At 56.2% G+C, this 20,411-nt stretch carries 18 protein-coding genes; all 18 read right to left on the bottom strand.

The window, feature by feature from the left end; all coding sequences use genetic code 11:
* Nucleotides 1–30: 30 nt before the first annotated feature.
* The gene (locus AC1ME2_RS22585; protein WP_480436927.1) at nucleotides 31–1,506 is read right to left on the bottom strand and encodes a sigma-54 dependent transcriptional regulator; all 1,476 of its coding nucleotides are present in this window, start codon (nucleotides 1,504–1,506) and stop codon (nucleotides 31–33) included.
* Nucleotides 1,507–1,673: 167 nt separating this feature from the next.
* Nucleotides 1,674–1,970, bottom strand: a complete 297-nt coding sequence (gene fliT / locus AC1ME2_RS22580; RefSeq protein WP_480436926.1) for a flagellar protein FliT — start codon at nucleotides 1,968–1,970, stop codon at nucleotides 1,674–1,676.
* A 26-nt stretch (nucleotides 1,971–1,996) separates the two neighbouring features.
* Nucleotides 1,997–2,377: a flagellar export chaperone FliS gene (gene fliS, locus AC1ME2_RS22575; RefSeq protein WP_480436925.1), complete on the bottom strand. Its 381-nt coding sequence runs from the start codon at nucleotides 2,375–2,377 to the stop codon at nucleotides 1,997–1,999.
* A 128-nt stretch (nucleotides 2,378–2,505) separates the two neighbouring features.
* A complete protein-coding gene (gene fliD / locus AC1ME2_RS22570) occupies nucleotides 2,506–3,921 on the bottom strand; it encodes a flagellar filament capping protein FliD (protein ID WP_480436922.1) in 1,416 nt (471 codons plus the stop codon).
* Nucleotides 3,922–4,002: 81 nt separating this feature from the next.
* Complete coding sequence (locus AC1ME2_RS22565) at nucleotides 4,003–4,359, bottom strand: flagellar protein FlaG (protein WP_480436921.1); 357 nt, start codon at nucleotides 4,357–4,359, stop codon at nucleotides 4,003–4,005.
* A gap of 72 nt (nucleotides 4,360–4,431) precedes the next feature.
* Entirely contained in the window at nucleotides 4,432–5,289 is an 858-nt protein-coding gene (locus AC1ME2_RS22560; RefSeq protein ID WP_480436919.1) for a flagellin domain-containing protein, read from the bottom strand.
* A gap of 290 nt (nucleotides 5,290–5,579) precedes the next feature.
* Nucleotides 5,580–6,722, bottom strand: a complete 1,143-nt coding sequence (locus tag AC1ME2_RS22555) for a flagellin N-terminal helical domain-containing protein (RefSeq protein ID WP_480442286.1) — start codon at nucleotides 6,720–6,722, stop codon at nucleotides 5,580–5,582.
* Between the two features lie 371 nt (nucleotides 6,723–7,093).
* Nucleotides 7,094–7,357, bottom strand: coding sequence for a hypothetical protein (locus tag AC1ME2_RS22550; RefSeq protein ID WP_480436917.1), 264 nt, complete (start codon nucleotides 7,355–7,357; stop codon nucleotides 7,094–7,096).
* On the bottom strand, nucleotides 7,354–8,646 hold the full coding sequence (locus AC1ME2_RS22545) for a motility associated factor glycosyltransferase family protein (protein ID WP_480436915.1): 1,293 nt from the start codon (nucleotides 8,644–8,646) through the stop codon (nucleotides 7,354–7,356). Before AC1ME2_RS22545 ends, AC1ME2_RS22550 begins: the two co-directional genes overlap by 4 nt.
* An 81-nt stretch (nucleotides 8,647–8,727) precedes the next feature.
* Complete coding sequence (locus AC1ME2_RS22540; protein ID WP_480436913.1) at nucleotides 8,728–9,654, bottom strand: ketoacyl-ACP synthase III; 927 nt, start codon at nucleotides 9,652–9,654, stop codon at nucleotides 8,728–8,730.
* Nucleotides 9,655–9,883: 229 nt separating this feature from the next.
* A complete protein-coding gene (pseI, locus tag AC1ME2_RS22535) occupies nucleotides 9,884–10,936 on the bottom strand; it encodes a pseudaminic acid synthase (protein ID WP_480436912.1) in 1,053 nt (350 codons plus the stop codon).
* On the bottom strand, nucleotides 10,929–12,437 hold the full coding sequence (pseG, locus tag AC1ME2_RS22530) for a UDP-2,4-diacetamido-2,4,6-trideoxy-beta-L-altropyranose hydrolase (protein WP_480436909.1): 1,509 nt from the start codon (nucleotides 12,435–12,437) through the stop codon (nucleotides 10,929–10,931). Before pseG ends, pseI begins: the two co-directional genes overlap by 8 nt.
* Nucleotides 12,434–13,144: a pseudaminic acid cytidylyltransferase gene (pseF, locus tag AC1ME2_RS22525; protein ID WP_480436908.1), complete on the bottom strand. Its 711-nt coding sequence runs from the start codon at nucleotides 13,142–13,144 to the stop codon at nucleotides 12,434–12,436. The genes pseG and pseF overlap by 4 nt, the downstream gene beginning before the upstream one ends.
* Entirely contained in the window at nucleotides 13,141–13,761 is a 621-nt protein-coding gene (locus AC1ME2_RS22520) for a pseudaminic acid biosynthesis-associated methylase (protein WP_480436906.1), read from the bottom strand. Before AC1ME2_RS22520 ends, pseF begins: the two co-directional genes overlap by 4 nt.
* Before the next feature lie 734 nt (nucleotides 13,762–14,495).
* The gene (pseC, locus tag AC1ME2_RS22515; protein WP_480436904.1) at nucleotides 14,496–15,665 is read right to left on the bottom strand and encodes a UDP-4-amino-4,6-dideoxy-N-acetyl-beta-L-altrosamine transaminase; all 1,170 of its coding nucleotides are present in this window, start codon (nucleotides 15,663–15,665) and stop codon (nucleotides 14,496–14,498) included.
* A complete protein-coding gene (gene pseB, locus AC1ME2_RS22510) occupies nucleotides 15,662–16,663 on the bottom strand; it encodes a UDP-N-acetylglucosamine 4,6-dehydratase (inverting) (RefSeq protein WP_480436902.1) in 1,002 nt (333 codons plus the stop codon). The genes pseC and pseB overlap by 4 nt, the downstream gene beginning before the upstream one ends.
* Before the next feature lie 30 nt (nucleotides 16,664–16,693).
* Nucleotides 16,694–19,624, bottom strand: coding sequence for a TIGR00180 family glycosyltransferase (locus tag AC1ME2_RS22505; protein WP_480436900.1), 2,931 nt, complete (start codon nucleotides 19,622–19,624; stop codon nucleotides 16,694–16,696).
* A 55-nt stretch (nucleotides 19,625–19,679) separates the two neighbouring features.
* A complete protein-coding gene (locus AC1ME2_RS22500) occupies nucleotides 19,680–20,408 on the bottom strand; it encodes a cephalosporin hydroxylase family protein (protein ID WP_480436899.1) in 729 nt (242 codons plus the stop codon).
* Nucleotides 20,409–20,411 lie beyond the last annotated feature (3 nt).

The following is a 20,411-nucleotide window of genomic DNA, read 5'->3' as shown; positions in this document are numbered from 1 at the left end:
GGTTTAATTATCCGGGAAACAAAACAGGCGTCAATCCTCCGCCTGTTCATCCCCATCACGACGGCTCATGCCGTATTTGCGCATTTTTTCCACCAGCGTTGTACGGCGAATACGCAGACGCTCAGCGGCACGCGCCACAATACCACCGGCATCGTCCAGCGCCTGCTGGATCAGGCCCTGCTCCAACCCACCCAGATAATCCTTGAGGTCGAGACCTTCAGGCGGCAACAGGGCACTGGAAGCGAAATTGGGCGCGTGACCGTTGATAGCGACACGCTCTTCCAGATCGCTGCGCAGGCTATCAACCAGCTGCTCATCTTCATCATCGACGTACCGGAACTTCTTCGGCAACTCGGCAACGCCGATCACCCCATAGGGATGCATGATCGCCATGCGTTCGACCAGATTGGCCAGTTCGCGGACGTTGCCTGGCCATGCGTGGCGGCAAAGCGACATGATGGCCGCCGAATTGAAACGGATCGAGCCACGCTTCTCGTGCTCCATGCGCGAGATCAATTCGTTCATCAGCAACGGAATGTCTTCGACACGCTCACGCAGTGGGGCCATCTCGATAGGGAATACGTTCAGGCGGTAGTACAGGTCTTCACGGAACGTGCCGACCTCAATCATGCTCTCAAGGTTCTTGTGCGTCGCAGCAATGATTCGCACATCGACGCTCTGGGTTTTATTGCTGCCGACGCGCTCGAAGGTGCGCTCTTGCAGTACACGCAACAGCTTGACCTGCATGGGCAGCGGCATGTCGCCGATTTCGTCGAGGAACAACGTGCCACCGTTGGCCAGCTCGAAGCGCCCGGCACGACTGGTGATCGCTCCGGTGAATGCCCCCTTCTCATGGCCAAACAGCTCGCTCTCCAGCAGTTCGGCAGGTATCGCTCCGCAGTTGACGGGCACGAACGGCGCGTCGCGGCGTTTGGAGTGATAGTGCAGATTGCGTGCGACCACTTCCTTGCCGGTGCCGGACTCGCCCAGGATCAGCACGCTGGCATCCGTATCGGCAACCTGCTGCATCATTTGCCGGACATGCTGAATAGCGCGACTGGTACCTACCAGGCTGCGAAACAGGTTCGGCTCACGATGACGACCACGCTCGCGTGCGTGATCGTACATTTCACGGTACACCTGAGCACGGTGCAGGGAATCGAGCAGCTTGCTGTAGCTGGGCGGCATTTCCAGGGTCGACAGCACGCGACGGCGCAAGTCATCCGGCATGTCAGTGGCAGAAATATCGCCCATTAACATGACGGGAAGGAACTCATCCCAGGCAGCGACGGTCTTAAGCAGTCCTTGAACACTGCCCGGCTCGCTCACCGCGCCAACCAGCACGCAAAGCACTTCTCGGGTAGAGGACAAAGAACCGACTACCTGCTGCCAGTCAAGGCTAGAGCAGGACAAATTTTCTTCGCCAAGAAAATTCAGAATGACCGCCATGTCCCGGCGGCGCTGGCTATCGTCATCGATCAGTAGAATCTTGATTTCACGCCACATGCAATAGCAACTTCCCTAGTCAAACTCAATGCCCATAAAATGGGGCAAGCTTGGCGTCAATGACCAATGCGGCATTTAGACGTCACAAACAGTTAACCACACTAGTTAAGTCAAAAAACCGCACATAGTCAATTTTATGGCGTATTTTTTTTTAGATCAACAGAGCGTCAACCGAACAGATGGTAAACCTTTGCCGCGCTCTTCGCTTGCTGGATCTGCATCATCTCATCGACTATCGCTTGACGCTCCCCCGTCGCGACCTCAATCAGCTGCCGATAAACCCCCAGCAGCTCCTCCAGATTACTGCGCAACTCAGGCTCATTTTGCGGCGCCTCGCTGATGACATCGTCAACACAGGCACGGCAAGCCAGATCAAGCTTACCGATAGTTTCCCAGTCGCGCTCGGCCAGTGCCCCAACCAATGCTTCACGGGTTTCTTCAATACGCTGCAACGCAAGACTCATGGCGATCTCCTCAAAACAGCGGGCTATTAGGGAGCAATCGCATCCCACCCATCTTTGATGGTGCGCAGTAAATCGCTGACTTCGTCGAGCGCTGTCGGATCGCTCTTGATATTAGCTTCAGCCAGGCGCTTCATCATGTAAACGTACAGGTTGTCCAGATTACCCAGGGCATCCGCCGAGTTCTCTAAATCCAGCCCTTCGCGCAAGCCACCCACGATCCCGATAGCCTTGCTGATCAGCACGCCTTTGCCAGGAATGTCCTTGCGTACGATCGCACCTTTAGCTTGGGCGATGCGATCCAGGCCGCCCTCCATCAGCATCTGCACCAGACGATGAGGATTAGCCTCAGAGGTCTGGGCATGGACGTTTACTTTTTGGTACTGCCGAAGAGCTAACATCGGGTTCATGTTCTGCCTCATCAAACTCAATAGTTCGTATACCCAAGGTATCGACGTAACCTCACAAAACTTTAGGCCTGAAGCCAAAAACCCGGCATGCGATTAACGCAGCCGGGCTTTTGGCATTGATACAGAAATTAGCCCGTCTTCGACGTGCTCAACGCAGTGAAGAATGAAGTAATGCTGGTCGCCGTCGCCTTCATCTGGCCCACCAACAAGTCCATCGCGTTGTACTTGGCAGTCAAGGTGGCGGTCATGTTCGTTACCCGCAGATCCAGAGCAGCCTGCTGATCGGTGAGCGCACTCTTCTGCGTATTTAAACTGCTCGAACGGGTAGCGAGAATACCCCCAGTCTGGGTATAGGGCGTAAGGACAGCCCCCATCCGCGCCAGCAAACCATTGGTACTGGTAGTACCACTGAACAGCTGCTGAACCTGACCTCCCAAGCTATTGTTGGTCATCGCAGCAGTGAACTTGGTGCTGTCGAAGTTCAGCGTACCGGCCTTCTGGTCCGTCTGAATACCCAACTGAGACAGTACAGACAACTGACTACCAGGCCCCGGCGTGACCAATTGGTCACGCAACGACGCGAGCAATGTGCGTGGCAGGGAGTCACCCGTCATCGGAGCCGCAACGGTGAGATTACCACTGGCGTCCGCAGTGGCCTGAGTCAAGGAGGTAATTGTCTTGACCACCGCGTTATAGGCATCGACAAAGGACTGCAACGAGGTTTTCAAGCCATCGGTATTGGTCGCAACCGTCACCGTCGAGCTGTTGGCTGAAACCAGCGTCATGTTCAAGCCACTGATTGCGTTGCTCACCGTATTGGACGAACTCTTGACCGCCAATCCATCAATGGTGAGTTTTGCATCGACCGCCTGATTGCCAATATAGCCAGCACTGCCAGGGGTTGTTGAATCGAGCAGAGTGTTGCTGGCAATCGTCAGGCCAGCGACATCACTGGTGGTGGTGATATCCGAACCGGCACCTGTGGTCGTAGAACCAAACACCAAACGCGAGGCCCCCGTGTTATCAGTCACGATGTTGGCACTGACGCCACTGGTTGCCGTCTGGGTATTGACCAAATCACGAACCGACTGCAGCGTCGAGTTCGCTGGAATCGCGAAGCTGGTCGCAGTGCTATTTTGAGTGATAGTCAAGTTACCACTCGGAATAGCACTGGTAGCCCCTCCAGAGAACGAAGCCGTAGCGACTTTGGAACTGGTAGCCAAATTCTGAACAACAATGTTGTAACTGCCATTAACCGCCGTGTTGTCCGAGGTCGCGGTCAGGGTTGCAGGGGTCGATGAGGTCGCCGCAAAACCAGAAAAAGCCGGATTTGTGGCGCTACCAAGATTGGTCAGCGCGCTCTGATAAGCTGTCAACGCGCTTTGCAGCGAGCCCACCCCGGAAATCTTCGACGTCGTAAGGGTCGTCTGACTGTTTATTTGCGTTTGCTTGGCCGACTTGTCGGCATTGACCAATGCAGTGACGATAGATCCAATATCAAGGCCTGAGCCAAGGCCTACACTTGGAGTAATTGGACTTGCCATGTGCGTCTCCTTTCAGTTTTTCGTCGGTCTTTTGACCACTACAACGAACAAAAGAATATGCAGACACTATTCATGCCAGCTTCAAGCTTTTGCGTTGAACAACACGCTGCTTGCATTGCTCAAGTTGTCTGCCAACTTCAGCGCCTCTTCCGAGGGAATCTGCCTGACCACCTCACCGGTTTCACTGGCGATCACTTTTACCACAACCTTCCCGGATGATTCGTCAATCGAAAACTCAAGGTTACGCTTGACTGATTGAACGAATTTCTCAATCTCTTGAACGGCTATTTTCAACTTGCTCGAGTCCGCGTCCTTACTCGCAGGCAACGCTGCCACGCTATCGACCAGAGGCGCAGGCGCCACAGTCGGCTTATTAGCAGCACTGCTCGACGGCGCAACAGCGGGATAAGACAAGTTCAGTTTGACGCTCATATCCATGTCCATGACCTCCTAAAGTAAAAAAGCGAGAGAGCACGACAAGCGCACTCCCCCGCCAAACTCATTCTGAAATTACTGAAGCAGCTTCAGTACAGAAGAAGGCAACTGGTTGGCTTGAGCCAACACAGCGGTGGACGCTTGCTGCAGGGTTTGACTTTTGGTCAACTGAGCAGTTTCAGCGGCGAAGTCAGTATCTTGTACGCGACCTTGTGCAGCGGTCACGTTTTCAGTGATGTTCTGCAAGTTGGAAATGGTGCTGGTCAGACGGTTTTGTGAAGCACCCAGGTTTGCGCGAGTCGAACCGATTGAGGCGATAGCCGCATCGATCGCAGTGATCGCGTTATCAATGTTGGTGCCTGCAGTACCTGCAGCGCCACTGGTACCGGTCAGTACAAGCGTGCCGCTGTCCACGGAGAGGCTGGCAGCGTCAAACTTGCTGCTCAGGTCCAGGCTGATCTGGTTAGCTGTGCCTACGTTGGAACCCACTTGCAGGGTCATGGTACCGGCAGAACCGTCGAGCAGGTTCTTGCCGTTCAAGTTGGTGCTGGCAGAGATACGGGTCAGTTCGTCAGACATCGCTGCGAATTCTGAGTTAGTTGCAGACTGATCCGCACTGCCGTTGGTGCCGTTACGTGCCTGTACAGCCAGTTCACGCATACGTTGCAGAATGTTGGTGGACTCTTGCAGAGCGCCTTCAGCGGTCTGAGCCATCGAGATACCGTCGTTGGCGTTTTTCACTGCCACGGTCTGACCACGAATCTGGCTGCTCATACGGGTAGCGATCTGCAGGCCTGCGGTGTCATCTTTAGCGCTGTTGATTTTCAGGCCGGAAGACAAGCGAGTCATAGAGGTAGACAGGGCATCTGCTGCTTTGCCCAGGTTCCGCTGAACAATCAAAGATGTGACGTTGGTGTTTACGCTTAAAGACATGATGAGTTCCTCAATGATTGGGTACTGCGGCTTCCGGCCCTGGCAAGCGCCGGGTGTGGCCTAGAGAACCTTCGTAATAGTTATCGTCGAGATAGCAAGGAGCTTGAGGGCTTTTTAAAAAAATATTGCCACCACCCTGACATCCCTACAGTTGTCGGGGGTTGCAGAGTATTTTCGCCTTACCTTTCCACTCGCTTTTAACCACACGCCAGCCCTGCACCTCCCATTATTCGAGGACTGGCACCCTTGCTTGGATGCCAGGCTTGGACACTCGCCCGAAGGCGTTCTCTTTATTGCAGCAATTTAAGAATTGCAGCCGGTAACTGGTTGGCCTGAGCCAGGACGGCCGTCGACGCTTGTTGCAGGGTTTGTTGTTTAGTCAGTTCGGCGGTTTCGGCGGCGAAGTCGACGTCTTCGATTTGGCCGCGCGCGGCAGTGGTGTTTTTGACCATATTATTGAGGTTGGAAATGGTGCTGGCGAAACGGTTTTGCTTGGCACCCAGATTGGCGCGAGCAGCGTTGATGGTTTCCAGTGCGGTGTCGATCTGCTTGATCGTTTCACCGATGTTTGCCGCGACCACCGCGTCTTCAAGCTCCAGTTCCAGTGCCGTAGGTTTTTTTTCATCAACACGGGCCAAACCTTCATAGAGACCTTTCCCATCGATGCCAGGAATCAGCTCATCTCCGATGGCGTAGGCACGCCGGCCTAATACGGGTGGAACGGCCGGGCTTGCAGCGACAGCCAGCACCTCCAGGACTTCTGCGATAGCTGGCGACCCCAGGGTTGGCGGAGTGGCCGTCGGATCTGCCGGGACGGCGGCAACAGCCGCAACCGGCAGGACGCCCTTGACCTCTTTGACTTCCGCCGTGCCTAAAACGGCTACCGATGCAACCCCGGCATCCTTAGCCTTGAATAAGGATGCAGCTGAGAAATCATCCGTCAGCGATAAACTAATCTCTTCAGTTGCACCCACATTGGCCCCAATATGAAACGTCATCGTGCCAGCACTGCCATCCAGCAACTTCAAATCACTGCCGAATGAGGTGCTCTTTGAAAGGCGGGTCAACTCCGCAGTCAATTCTTTAAACTCAGCGTTGAGCGCCGTCCGCTCCTTCTGACTGTTATCACCATTTTTCGACTGAATCCCCAGCTCCCGCATTCGTTGCAGAATATTGGTCGACTCCTGCAATGCCCCCTCCGCCGTTTGCGCAATGGAAATCGCGTTGCCCGCATTTCTGGCCGCTACGGTCATCCCTCGAATCTGAGTAGTCAAACGACTCGCAATCTGCAGTCCAGCCGCATCGTCTTTGGCGCTGTTAATTCTTAGACCGGAAGACAGACGTGACATCGCAGTACTGAGGGCATCGGAAGAGCGGTTCAGATTCCGCTGAACCGACAACGAAGCGACATTGGTATTTACGGTTAAAGCCATCGTGAAATTCCTCGCAAAAAAAAGATTGCTGGCTTTCAAAAACAGGCTGCATCCGGCACACCCTGAAAACCTACAAAATGTTTATCGGAAAAATTACAAGTGGCTTTAACTGTCTTTTTAAGACCTATTAGGAATTAAAACAATTACATACCCGACAAATGTAGGGTATTTCGGGTATAAACGATGGTTTTTAAAGGTTTTATTTTTTGCGGATTTTTTCCAAAAAAAGATGAAAAAAAATCGAAAAAAACCCTCCAACCCACCTATCTCCGGTCGGGGATCCGATGAAAAAAATTCGTGATGCATCTACAGAGGGCCGAGGTACGGAATTGAGAAAGGGCCAAAGGCATGCAAGACATGAAGTGCTCGAACTACGATTCGCTCTCCAGCAGCGCCACCAACTCATACTCCAGATAGTCAGCCAAGCCCAACCAGTCCTGACCTTCCTGGCAGGCCAGTACCGGTGGCAATAACTGCAACCATTGTTGCTGGGATGCTGGCGTGCCTCGGCTTAGCAGGCTTTGCGCTTCGTCGAACAGATCGACCATGGCCAATGCCGCCTCAACATTACGCCCAAGACGAAACAACCCGGCACACTGCCGACAGTCGATGACACACCGTGCCAGCGGGCTCATTGCGCAAACTCCAGGTTAAAGGCCGTACCGGCGATCATTGCGCCCGCACGGCTGCTGTTCAGAAAGCGCACCTCTGGATGCCCGGCGATGTAGCGCTCCAGTTCGCTCAGGTAGCGGCGGAAGTTGAGCTGCGTCTTGACCCGCTGCCCATGACCATCGAGCACCCAGTGCCTGGCGAGGCTAACGCCAGGCCCTAGATCGCCGTCATTCCAGCCTGCGTGAGTCTTGTTCATCGGGAAGGCAAAGTCGGCACCAAACAAGGTTATACGCGCCGCGCCCATCTTCACCGCCAGATCCACTGCGGGGTGAAGCACGCTACCGCCGACGTATAACTGCGCTCTGGCAACCTGCTGGCGCAGTTCGGCATAGATCGGACTGGCGGAGTACCCGGAATAACGCATGCCCTTCCAGGCCCGCAACACCTGTGGGTCGCTCATCGGCAGATACACCAGGAGGACAGTGTCGGAGTCCGATGACGGTAAGTGCCGAGCAGTGATCCCCTTATCGATGCTCACCACCAGGTCAGGTTTGATGCCGTGCTCAATTAACGGCCGATAGGCCGTATCGACACTGATAAACAGAGGCCGCTGTACCCGCGCACGAATAGCCAGAAGCTTTTCGAAGTGCTGCTCAAGGCTCGGCCCCGTACCGATCACATAGACTTCCTTGCCCGCCTGCGAGCCGAACAGCTCAGCGACGTCACGATCACTGCGCATCAGTTCAAGACTGCTCTGCAAGCGTTGGAGAATAAGCGGCGATTGCGGATCGAACTCACGATTATTGAAGCCCAAGTGCACTTCACTGACCAGTCGATCACGGATCTTGGCATTCAACTCATCCGCCAGCTCCAGCTCGGACGGCAGCGCAAAGAACGGCAACTGGATTTCCCGGTAATCGGCGGCATAGCTCAGTTCGACCCGAGGATCACTGAGCCACGGCGTTTGGTCGAGCAGGTTGAGGACCAAAGCGAACAACCCACCATTGAGGATGTGCACCTGTAGACGCTGCAGCCTGGGATTTTCCAGCAAGACCTGCTGCAAATCACCCAGGCCCGTGCCGTACACATGCAGCGTCGGACTCTCAGGTGGCAAACTGGCCGCTTGCAGGCGCGCTTCGGCAATGCGGTCATGGCGGCTGGTCAGCTGAATACCGGCAACCTTCAGGGTCGAACCCAGCCCTTCCACCAGTTCGACCTGCAATGACTCGCTGTCTTCGGCCACCAGCCGGGAGAACACCTCCGGCCAGCGACTCAGTAGCACCTCGGCATTTCGCTGAAAGCCCTCGCTCATGCTGCCTCACTCAAAACGTACGCAAAAAAATAGCGCTCAAGGTTAACTCACCTGAAGCGCTACTTTAGATGCTTTATGCCGTCACGGCCGATGAATGATCGCCGAGCCCCAGGATAAGCCGACACCAAAGCCGCTTATCGCGACCCGTTTCCATGTACTGTCGAGCACGTGTTTTTCCAGCAGCAAAGGAATGCTCGAAGAAACGGTATTACCGGTTTCCAGCATGTCCTTGAGAAACTTCTCCGGATCGCCTTCAAAACGTCGGGCCACCGCGTCGACAATCGCCGCGCTGCCCTGGTGAATGCAAAAGGCGTCGATATCGGCCGATTGCAAGCCAGACTCATCCAGCAACTCGTGCAGGTGCGCAGGCACTTTGAGCAGGGCGAAGTTGAAGACCTGTCGGCCATTCATGAAGAACACGCCGTTACTGACTTTCAGGTGCGGTGCGCCGGAACCGTCGGTGCCGAACTTGGCCTTGCCCAGTTGCCAGGCAGCCCCTTCGCCCATCCACGTGGCCGTCGCAGCATCGCCAAACAGCATGGTGGTATTACGATCTTCGGGGTCGACAATTTTCGAGTACGGGTCGCAGGTCACCAGCAGCCCATTCTTCAGCCCTGTAGCTTCCATGAAGCCCTTGAGCGCATAGAGGCCATAGACGTAACCCGAGCAACCGAGGGAGATATCGAACGCGGCCACATGGGTCGACAGGCCGAGTTTGTCCTGAACGATGGCAGAGGTATGGGGCAAGGCCTCTTCGTCACCGTTCTGGGTGACGAGGATCAGCACGTCAATGGATTCGCGCTTGAGGTCAGGATTCTTTGCAAACAAGGCATTGACGGCCTCGACGCACAGGTCCGATGTTTCCTGTTCGGCGTCTTTGCGCGGCAGGAAGGCTGAACCGATCTTGCCCAGGATGAACTCTTCATCCTTGTCGAATTTGGCACCTTGGGCGTAGTTATCGACGCCGGCTACCGGCACGTAACTCGCTATGCTTTTTATGCCAATCATTATGGCTTCCCAATCATAAACAGCTAAATATCACCGCTCGCAGCAATCGAGGGCGCCGGCAAAATAGAAATCTTCTGTCGTCCACAAGGAGCGGCAGCCCGGAAAATAAATGGCAATCGCCGGGCCAATAAAGAGCCAAGCGCCATCATTCCGTGTCAATACAATACAGTGAAGATGCGCGTTATGACTCGCAGGTCACTCTATTTTGCCGAATCAGCCAGAGAAGCTGTTATTCGACCAACGACCAGTCCAGGGGTGTACCACGTTTCAAGGCCTGTCGGGCGCGTCGCCCGATGACTGCATCGTGGTGTTTAGGGGCCAATCCCAAGCCGGGACGAATCGCTCTCAGGTTGTCGTTGCTGAACACCTCACCGACGACCATATCCTGAGTCACATACAGCGATCGGCGATAGACCAGTGACGTGAGCTCTGCCTCAGTGGCGCCATAACGGACCTGGCCCATGGCCTGCCAGGCGCGCTCGGTTTCAATAACCAGGCTGGCCATTTCCGCTGGATTCAGGGAAAAGCTCGCATCGACCCCGCCAGCGGCACGGTCCAGGGTGAAGTGTTTTTCGATCACCGTTGCCCCGAGCGCCACGGCCGCCACCGAAACACCGACACCCATGGAGTGATCAGACAATCCCACCTCGCAACCGAATAACTCGCGTAAATGCGGGAGGGTGCGCAAGTGACTGTTTGCTGGCGAGGCCGGATAAGTGCTGGTGCACTTGAGCAATACCAGGTCCTTGCACCCGGCGGCACGGGCAACGCGGACCGTCTCGTCCAGCTCGGCAATGCTGGCCATGCCGGTGGAGATAATCAACGGTTTACCCGTCGACGCTACCCGGCGAATCAACGGCAAGTCGGTATTTTCGAAACTGGCGATCTTATAAGCCGGCACGTCCAGGCTTTCAAGAAAATCCACCGAGGTGTCATCGAATGGCGTGGAGAACGCCAGCATCCCCAGCTCTTTGGCCCGGGCGAAAATCGGCGCGTGCCACGCCCAGGGTGTATGCGCTTTCTCGTACAACGCGTAGAGCGACGAACCGGCCCATAGGCTATTGGGGTCCTTGATAAAAAACTCGCCATGCTCAAGGTCCAGGGTCATGGTGTCGGCGGTGTAGGTTTGCAGCTTCAAGGCATGAGCACCGGCCTTGGCCGCCGCCTCGACTATCTGCAGAGCGACCTCCAATGACTGGTTATGGTTGCCGCTCATCTCCGCGATGATGAACGGCGCTGCATCAGCACCAATCGAGCGCGAGCCTATCTTGAAACTAGTCATCTGCATGATCCTTTAATAAGCGCTCGAAGCGACAGGCGCTCTGCTGGTAGCCCGCATCGCGAAACAGGTTGATCGACGCCTGATTGGCCGGCAGCACCTGCGCATCGATCACTCTTAGTTGCGGCCAGTAACCCTTGATGAATCGCTCCCCTCCGGCCAGTAGCGCCCTGCCCCAGCCCAGACCGAACCGCCCTTCGAACAGGTAAATCGATACGTCGGCCCGTGTATCCACCCTGTCATAGCGCAGCACGCCCACCGGGCCGTCGACTGTTTCTGCAACCAACAGCAGGCGTTGGTCATTTACGAGGGTGGCAGCCAACCAGATCAGATGACTGGCCCAATCAATGGCGTGTGATTCCACCGACCAGCGCCGGACATCTTCAGCGTTGCGCCCATCGAACAGCATACGTGCGTCGTCCATCGTCGCCGGGCGCAATTGCAGAAACTCACCGGCCAAGGCCGCTGCCACACGACGTGCGCCACAGCCATCGACCATCTGGCGAGAGCGCTCGGCAAAACTCCGGCGCAAACCCTGGTTGGCCAACAACACACTGATCGATTGACGCAATGACTCAACAGAAACCTGGTCACGCGGCCCCAGGTACAGGTGCGCGCCGACCTCAGCCAAACGTTCAGCGTTGGCCTGTTGATTGGCCGCCACAGCGATACAGATCGTTGGCAGTCCCAAGGCTGCACGCTCCCAACTGGTACCGCCGCCCGCGCCGACAAACAGATCGGCGTGCGCCATCAATTCAGCGAACTGGTCCGTGTGGGTTTGCAATCGCCAAGTGGAGCGTCCTGAGGCCAGTGCCTGCATCCGCGTCCACTCGGGGTTACCGGTGCCCGCGATAAAGTCGACTTCCAGCCCGTCGAGTTCACTCAGCGCCAACATCGCCTTCCAGGTTTCCCCTGCGGCATCGAAGCCGCCGAAATTCACCAAAACCCGATGCGCCCGGGCCTGAATCGGCACCGGGTCGCGCTTGAACTCATCGCGAATCATGGCAAAGCGTGGGCCGAACAACGTTTGGCACTCGGGTCGCACCCACGGTGCATAAGCGCTCGGCGTGCCGCTGAAGTTTTGGTCGAGTAACAGATCAACGGCATGACGGCGGTTGGCCAGATCATCGATTGCGGCGATCCGTGGTGCCCATTGTCGGGCGGCGGTCTGCCAATGATGATCGAGGCCGTAGTGATCGACGATGATCCAGTCGAATGCATCCTCTACCGTCAGCAACCGCTGCAGTGCCGCAATGTCCGCCTGCCAAGGCAGCGCGGCTTCGATGTCTTGCCCAGTATTGGCTTGCTCAGCGTACGTCGCAGGCAACCCATAAGCGCGCCATCCTTGAGTCGCGAGATGCTCGAGCAAATGCCCGGGCAATAAGCGACAGGCAAAAGCCACGTCATGCCCGCCATCACGCAGCACCTTGGCCAAGGTCAAGCACCTGGCAACGTGACCGCTGCCAATGGCGTGCGAGGCATCCGCGCGGATCAGCACTCTCATGACTCCAGCTCTCCACCCGCCTGCAACGCCGCGTAGAGGTACTCTGCCCGGGTCCAGTCTTCTTCGCTGTCGATATCCTGGACCAGATGCCGGGGCAAGATCACCGGCAAACTCTGCTCCGAAAACAATACATCACCACGCAACCACGCCTCGGTTCGCCCCCAATAAAACTGTCCGGCGTCTTGATAGGCCACAGGCAGGTCCTGGGATCGGGTTTCCCGGTACTCCGGGTACAGCGGTTGCAGGGCGCCCTGCTCATTCAGACTCAGCGCACGCTGCACCGCAAAGCCGAAACCGCACACGGAAAAGGCAAAGGATTTTTCCGGGTTCTGCTCAAGGATTGCCAAGCCTTCGCGCAGGTAGCGCACTTGCAACAAGGGCGCCGTGGCATAGATACAGCAGGCGTAATCAAAGCAGTGCCCCTGCGCCTGCAGCGTCGCCACGCCATGCTTGATCACCGCCGCCGTACCGGTGAAATCATCGGCCAGTTGCGCCGGGCGCATGAAGGGCACTTGCGCACCGTGAGCCCTGGCGACAGTAGCGATTTCCTCATCGTCGGTGCTGACCACAACCTGATCGAACAACCCGCTGCGCAACGCAGCCCGAATTGACCAGACGATCATCGGCTGGCCGTTGAACAGCTTGATATTCTTGCGCGGGATCCGCTTGCTGCCACCCCGCGCCGGGATGATTGCTACCGCTGTCACGGGCGCTTTTCCAATAGAAACCAGTTAATATCGTCGGTCGGGAACTGCGGATCGCGGTGATAGCTGAACCCATAGTCGAGCAGGTGCAGATCACTGTAGCGATCCAGCATTTCTCCGGCAAAATCACGTTTGAACAACTTACCGCTATTACCGCGGTAGGACACCTCGACCGGCACCGGGTTGTAATATTCGCACATCAGAATATAGCGCTGGCTCAGTTGATAGAGTTGAGCGTAGGCCGCCGGCAACAGTTCGGGCGCGAGGTGAATCAGTACCCCCTTGCTCAGGGTCAACTGGTACGTCCGATCATGGGGATAGTCGAACAGGGAGCCATGCCAGACATCTGCAACCCCCAGCGCCTGAGCGTAGGCCTGAGCCTGGGCATTGATCTCGACGCCCTGCAGGACACACCCTGGCAATAGCTGATGCAAGGCTTGCAGGTTATTCCCGGTGTTGGTGCCCAACTCCAACAGGCTCTCCAGCCGCGAGGTTCGCGCCAGCGCTTTGGCAAACAATGCCAGGTTGGCAGCGATCAGCGGCTGGCCCTGATTACGCCCTGCGTAGTGATCACCGAACTCACCCTGCCAGAACTGTTCTTGCTCACTTAATTCACGCATGGGTCACTCTTATCAAACAGCCTGTAAGTAATTGAAAAATAAAGTATAAATCACACAAATTTTTCAGCCAAACACTGACCCTGTAGGAGCTGCCGAAGGCTGCGATCGCCCCGGGGTCGCGTCCGACGGAACCGGTCGCTTTCTTTAGATCGCTGAAGGTCGTGCCGGTCGCCCGCGACCCCGGCCTATCGCAGCCTTCGGCAGCTCTCATCAAACTGATTTTTAATCCTTTAAAAACAATGATTTGGCGCTTTGCTTCGTGTGAATATCCGGCATATGTGGTTGCTGGGCTTATGGTTTCGCTTTTACAGCGAGGAACCTTTTACAAACGTCGGGACGCCGAACCGCAAAAAGGTCCCGCCAAAACGCTTTTCCCCACCATACGGATCCTCGCTTAAGCTCGGATTTCCCTCGCTCCGGCGTTGCTCCGGGGGGCGCCGCAAGGGGCCGTCCATGGCCCCGTGCGGCTAACTCGGCGTCCTGCCTCGTTACCCCCTGCGCAACGCCTGCGCTCGGCCTCCTGGAAAAGGGGCCTTACCGTAATTCGACAGTCAATTCACACAAAAACCAAAGACTAATCAAGATCCCGGTGGGAGCGAATTTATTCGCGAAGGCGGCTCATCTGACACACCACCATCGATCACGACACACAAATCGCATCCCCTGTTTGCTGCGCGACAGCGCAGCGTCGAAGACGCCGCGAGGCCTCTCATCAACAGATCCCGGACCAGCGCTTAGCCCATCAGGCTACGCAACTGCTCGATCACATAGTCTTGTTGCTCGTCAGTCAGGTCCGGGAACAACGGCAAACTGATCGCCTCGCTAAAATAATGCTCGGCCTCTGGATAGTCGCCATCAGCGAACCCCAACGCGCGGTAGTAAGGCTGAAGGTGCACAGGAATATAGTGCAGATTCACACCAATCCCGGCGGCCCTCAGCGCCTCGAAAAGTTCGCGCTGGCTAAGTTTGACTCGATCAAACCGCACACGCACCACATACAAATGCCAAGCAGACTCAGCGCCAACCTGAATCGCGGGCAACGTCAACGGAAGGTCTGCCAGCAGGCGGTCATAACGGGCGGCAAGGTGGCGCCGCCTGGCGATAAACCCGTCGAGCCTGAGCATTTGCGAAAGGCCCAGGGCAGCGTGCAGGTCGGTCATCCGGTAATTGAAACCCAACTCCAGTTGCTGGTAGTACCAAAGACCGTGATCGGGCACCGACATTTGCGCCGGATCGCTGGTAATGCCATGGCTGCGCAACCGACGCAAATGCTCGGCAAGCTCTGGCCGGTTGGTCAGGACCATCCCCCCTTCACCCGAGGTAATAATCTTCACCGGGTGAAAACTGAAAATCGTCATCGCCGCATACGCGCCGCAGCCCACGGGGCGTCCAAGGTAGGCGGCGCCCACCGCATGGGAAGCGTCTTCGATCAGCGTAAACCGATAGCGCTCAGCCAGCTGGGCCATCTCGCGCATGTCGCAACTCTGTCCCGAAAACGCGACCGCCACGACCACCTTCGGTAGCCGCCCTGCACCCTCGGCCGCGTCGAGTTTTTGCGCCAGCAACCCTGCATCGAGGTTCCAGGTGTGCGGGTCGATGTCGACAAAATCCACGTCGGCGCCGCAGTAACGTCCACAGTTGGCGGAGGCTACAAAGGTGTTGGGTGTCGTCCATAGCCGATCACCAGGCCCCAGCCCTGCCGCCAGACAGGCGATATGCAACGCCGCAGTGGCATTGCACACCGCGACCGCAAAATCAGCCTGGCAGCGTTCAGCCATCGCCGTTTCAAAGCGCTCGACGGTTGGGCCCTGGGTCAGCCATGGAGACTTTAGAGCCTCCACCACAGCGTCGATATCCGCTTGGTCGATGCTCTGTCGGCCATAGGGAATCGAGTGTTGAATCATGAATGCAGCTCAGCGTGCAGATCCGCTATCTGACCCACGCTCAGAAACTCAGGATTGGTATCGGAGCGGTACTCGAAGGTTTCATCGACCGGGATACCACGCTCACCCAGGCCATTGACGGCATAGTCGACGTCGACGCTGGTAAAGCGGATCGACGGCTGGATGGTGTAGTGATCAGAGAACTCCAGGGTCATTCGCGCATCGTCGAGCGGCACCATCAACTCATGAAGTTTTTCACCTGGGCGAATCCCGACATTTTTGTGTGGCAGATGCTCCGCCATGCCCAGGGCCAGATCGATAATCCGGATCGAAGGAATCTTCGGCACAAATACTTCGCCGCCGTGCATACGCGCAAAACTGTCCATCACGAACTGCACGCCATGATCCAGGGTGATCCAGAAGCGTGTCATGCGCACGTCGGTGATGGGTAACTCCCGCGCACCTTCGCTGATCAGTTTACTGAAAAACGGCACCACCGAGCCTCGAGACCCCGCCACGTTGCCATAGCGCACGACGGCAAAACGAGTCGGCTGGTCACCGGCAATGTTATTCGCCGCCACGAACAGCTTGTCCGACAGCAGCTTGGTTGCGCCGTACAAATTGATCGGGCTGGCCGCCTTGTCGGTGGACAAGGCGATGACCTTTTTCACCCCGTTATCGATGGCCGCGGCAATGATATTTTCCGCACCATTGACGTTAGTGCGGATGCATTCGGTCGGGTTGTACTCGGCGGCCGGCACCTGTTTCAAGGCCGCCGCATGCACCACATAGTCGATCCCGCGCATGGCCAGACGCAGCCGCTCGGCATCGCGCACATCCCCCAGAAAATAACGCATACACGGCGCGTTGAACATCTGCTGCATCTCGTACTGCTTTAGCTCATCGCGCGAGAACACCACAACACGCTTGGGCTGATAGTGCTCAAGCAGGCAGCGGATAAAATTGCGACCGAACGAACCGGTGCCACCCGAGATAAAAATTGATTTGCCGTTGAACATGCCGTGAGTCCTTTTTCCTGTGAGCCAGGCTTAAGCAAGCAACTGCGCCCAGTTCACACTGCAAGCGCTACCAAGGGTAAAACCCTTACCGGTCAAGGCGAGGTTCTTGTTGTAAGCCAGATCGTGCTGGAACGGTCCGGCCCATTTATCACGCAGGGCCTCCAGGGCGGCTGACGACGCTGGTAAGGTGCCCGGATAAATGACTTGCACCTGCGCTGTCCAGACTATCAGGTAGCCAGCCTCGGCCACTTTCAAGCACAGATCGACATCGCTATAAGCCTCGGCGAAAGCCCCTTCGTCGAGCCCACCGACTTCGTCAAAAAGCGCCTTGCTAACCATCAGGCACGCAGCGGATACCGCCGAATAGTTTTGCTCGACGACTAGACGATGCAGATAACCCATGGCTTTGGCAGGTTCACCGACAGAGGCCGAGCCGACCGCGTCATGCATGCCAAGAATAAGCCCGGCCTGAATGATACTGCCGTCGCGGTCGACCAGTTTGGGCCCAACCACGCCAACCTCTGGACGCTGCGCCTGATTGAGCAAGGTCTCGATCCAGTTGGGGTTGACCACTTCGCTGTCGGCCGCCAGCAGGATCAGGTATTCGCCTTGCGCCTGCTGACAGGCCGAGTTGTACAGCGCTGACGCGCTGAGGCGCTGTTCGGATCTTAGTACCCTCACCTTACCGGCTTTTTGCTCCTGACCGTCCAGCCAGGTCGCGACCGCAGACGATTGACTCTGGTTGTCAATGACCAACACTTCGTAGCGCAGATAGCGTGTTCGTTGCAGGACGCTGTCCAGGCAACGCGCCAGCAGCGGGAGGTTGTCCTGGCTTGGCACAATGATGGACACCAGCGGACGCTCAGTATGGCGATAATCAATCTGCCAGGTACCGGGCACCGCCGAATTGATTTGCGCCTTGTAACCACGGGTCGCAAGGTGCCGGATCAACGCCAGGCGCTCATGGTTATTGTCTTCGAGAACAGGGGCAGGGCAGATCAGCAAGGGTTCATCCAGGTGCGCCAGCCCGGCCATACCGCCCTGCTCAATCACCCGCAGCAGCAAGTCGAGTTCAAGTGCCTTGCTGAAGTCAGCCGAGTACCCGCCTGCCTCCACCAGCACATCGCGACGGATCAGCCAGTGCCGCGCCATCAGCGTCGGCAGGCTTTGCAGCAAGTCGAGGTTGAAGCCTGGGCGAAATACATCGACCAGCGAACCGTTGGGCTGACGGTGAATTTCATCCGCAGCCACGGCGCGACACTCGGGGACAGCTCGCAGTTCGAGGCTGGCGCGCAACAAACCGCTGGCGGTGAACTGGTCTCCTGCCTCAGCCAGCAGCATCCAGTCGCAGGATGATTGGCGAGCCACTTGATTCAGCTTGTCTATGTAGTTTGCAGCGGTGACCTTGACGAAGTGCAGGACGTTTTGCGCGGTGGTAGCCGCCTGCGGTTCACCGGTGGTGAACACCACAATCTTGAATTTCTTGCAGCCTCCCTCTACCAGACTGTCGAGGGTGACCTGCAGTTTGTCGACGTTATTATCCAGGTCAAGCAACAGAATACCGAACTGCGGACCACCCTCATGGGCTGCCAGATACCCAGCAATAGACTCGGCCTCTTCAGCATTCGGCCCGCGCGCGTCCAGCCACTTGAGCAGGCGACCAGAAAGCATGCTGTCGAATGTTTGCCGGTAGTCAGAAGGCGACACTGACTCCAGACGCTGAGCCCAGTCGCGCATCGACCTGGCCTCATCATGCTGATCAAGGTCTTCCAGTTGTTTTACCAAACGCTTGACCACGTGCCGGTTAAAAACATTACAGTCCTGCGCCAGCCACAAACGGTCAACAACGCTCTCGGCCGTGTCGTTGTTGCGCGCATGAAGCAAGTCTTCCTGCCGTGTCCAAACGCCTTCCAGTTCCTGAAGCTGCACACGGCCAGCCGGCATGGCATGAATCAGAAACTCGAACTGAGTCAACTGATCAAAGAACGCCTGGTTGTAGAACGGCATTTCCACATATTGCCTAGCCCCGAAGTGCCGCACCGGCTCAGCATCCGCAGTCATCCATGTGGACTCGATGATCAGCTGCGACGCCAGTGCGTTACCTTTACGCAAACTATCGGTCATCGCCGCAAAGCTCTCGAGCGCAAACTGCTTGGTCTGCTCAGGGTCGAGGTCTTTGATACCGGTGGGTAGCGATGCCAGAAACTCAGCAAAAGCTTCGCGCTCAACCACTGATTTTGAATCGGTATAACTGAGCGAGGTATACACCTCAGTATTGTGGTCCGACCGGCCGTAATTGATCTCCCGCACAACATACGGAATCGGCAGGATCCGCGCCTTGGCACGGGCTAGCAGGTAGTACACATGGCCGATTTCCTGCCATTGGAAAATGGTACCTTCCGGCATCGCCTCATACCAGTCACGCATTATCGCCGTGCGGGTAACGGCATAAAACGGTGGAATATACTGGCCCATGTAATCAAGCACACGGTCCTGGGCATTCTCGGATGAGTAGTCTTCACAGACTTTTTTGTCGCGTCGGTAGTAGTTCACTCTATTGGCCAAAGCCAGGTACATCAGGCAGTAACCATGACACATCCCGTAGTCCTGGTTCTCCTCCAGAAACGCTACCGACTTGTTGAGTGCTTCATGCACGATGAAGTCGTCGTCCGCAGCGAACACCATATAAGGCGTGGTCACTTGCTCGACGCCATAGGCCAGTTTGGTCTGAATCCCCCAGTAGCTGAACTGTGGAAGGTACTGATAGTCAACCGACGCAAAATTCCCGGCCACGCCTTGGGATGGCTGTGTCGACGAGTCCAGTACCAGAACCTTGCAAGGCAGAGTGCTATAGAACTGCAGTGCTCTGCGCAAAAAAGCTGGACGGTTGTGGGTAATCACCACCACCGTCAATAGTTCACTCAGGGGTAACGCGTGTTCAGAACCGTACTTGCCTTGCATAACCTTTCTCCACAGTCGGCGAATCGCAAAAAAAACCCAACGATAATAGTGTTACTTAACGAACTCGACGCAGATAACCGTCCGGTGCGACGGTAATCAGCAACTTGCTGTGGATCGCAGAGTCGATCTCGAAGTCGCTATTTTCTTTCAGGTAAGCCCAGACCGCAGTTTTCGGGTTATCACCTTTGCCCCATGGACGATCCGGAAAGGCATCTTCCGGCATATCTTCAACCACGGTGTCCATGACCACGCAGTAGCTACCGATCGAAACCAGCGGCGCGTAGAGGCGCAATTCCTCGAGAACATGTTCGTGGGTGTGGTTGGAGTCGAGCACTACCAGGACTTTTTTACCCGCGATACGTGCCCGAACTTGTTCAACAATGGCCGGATCGATACTCGATCCCTGGATCATATGAATTCGATGATTCATCGGGTGTGCTTCAATCGCCTCACGGTTGTGCTGGCGGATATCAATATCAACACCCACCACTTCACCGTGTCCTATCAATTCAAGCATTGATGCATAAAACACCAGGGAGCCGCCGTGGGCGATTCCGGTTTCAATAATCACATCAGGCCGCTGCGACCAGATGATTTCCTGCATGGCGATCATGTCCTGAGGAAATTGAATGATCGGCCGCCCCATCCAGCTGAAGTTGTAGGTGTATTTGTGTTTTGCCGTCGTACCCACCCAACCCAGAGAAGTGGCTTGAAGTTCTTTATCCTGCTCCAGGCCTTCAATATTTTGTTTTACTTCTTCACGAAACAGTTCATGAGGATTCATAGG

The organism is Pseudomonas sp. ASL9 (genome assembly GCF_056680335.1).
Note: the sequence above shows the minus strand (reverse complement) of the source record. Positions and strands in the feature narration are given on the sequence as shown.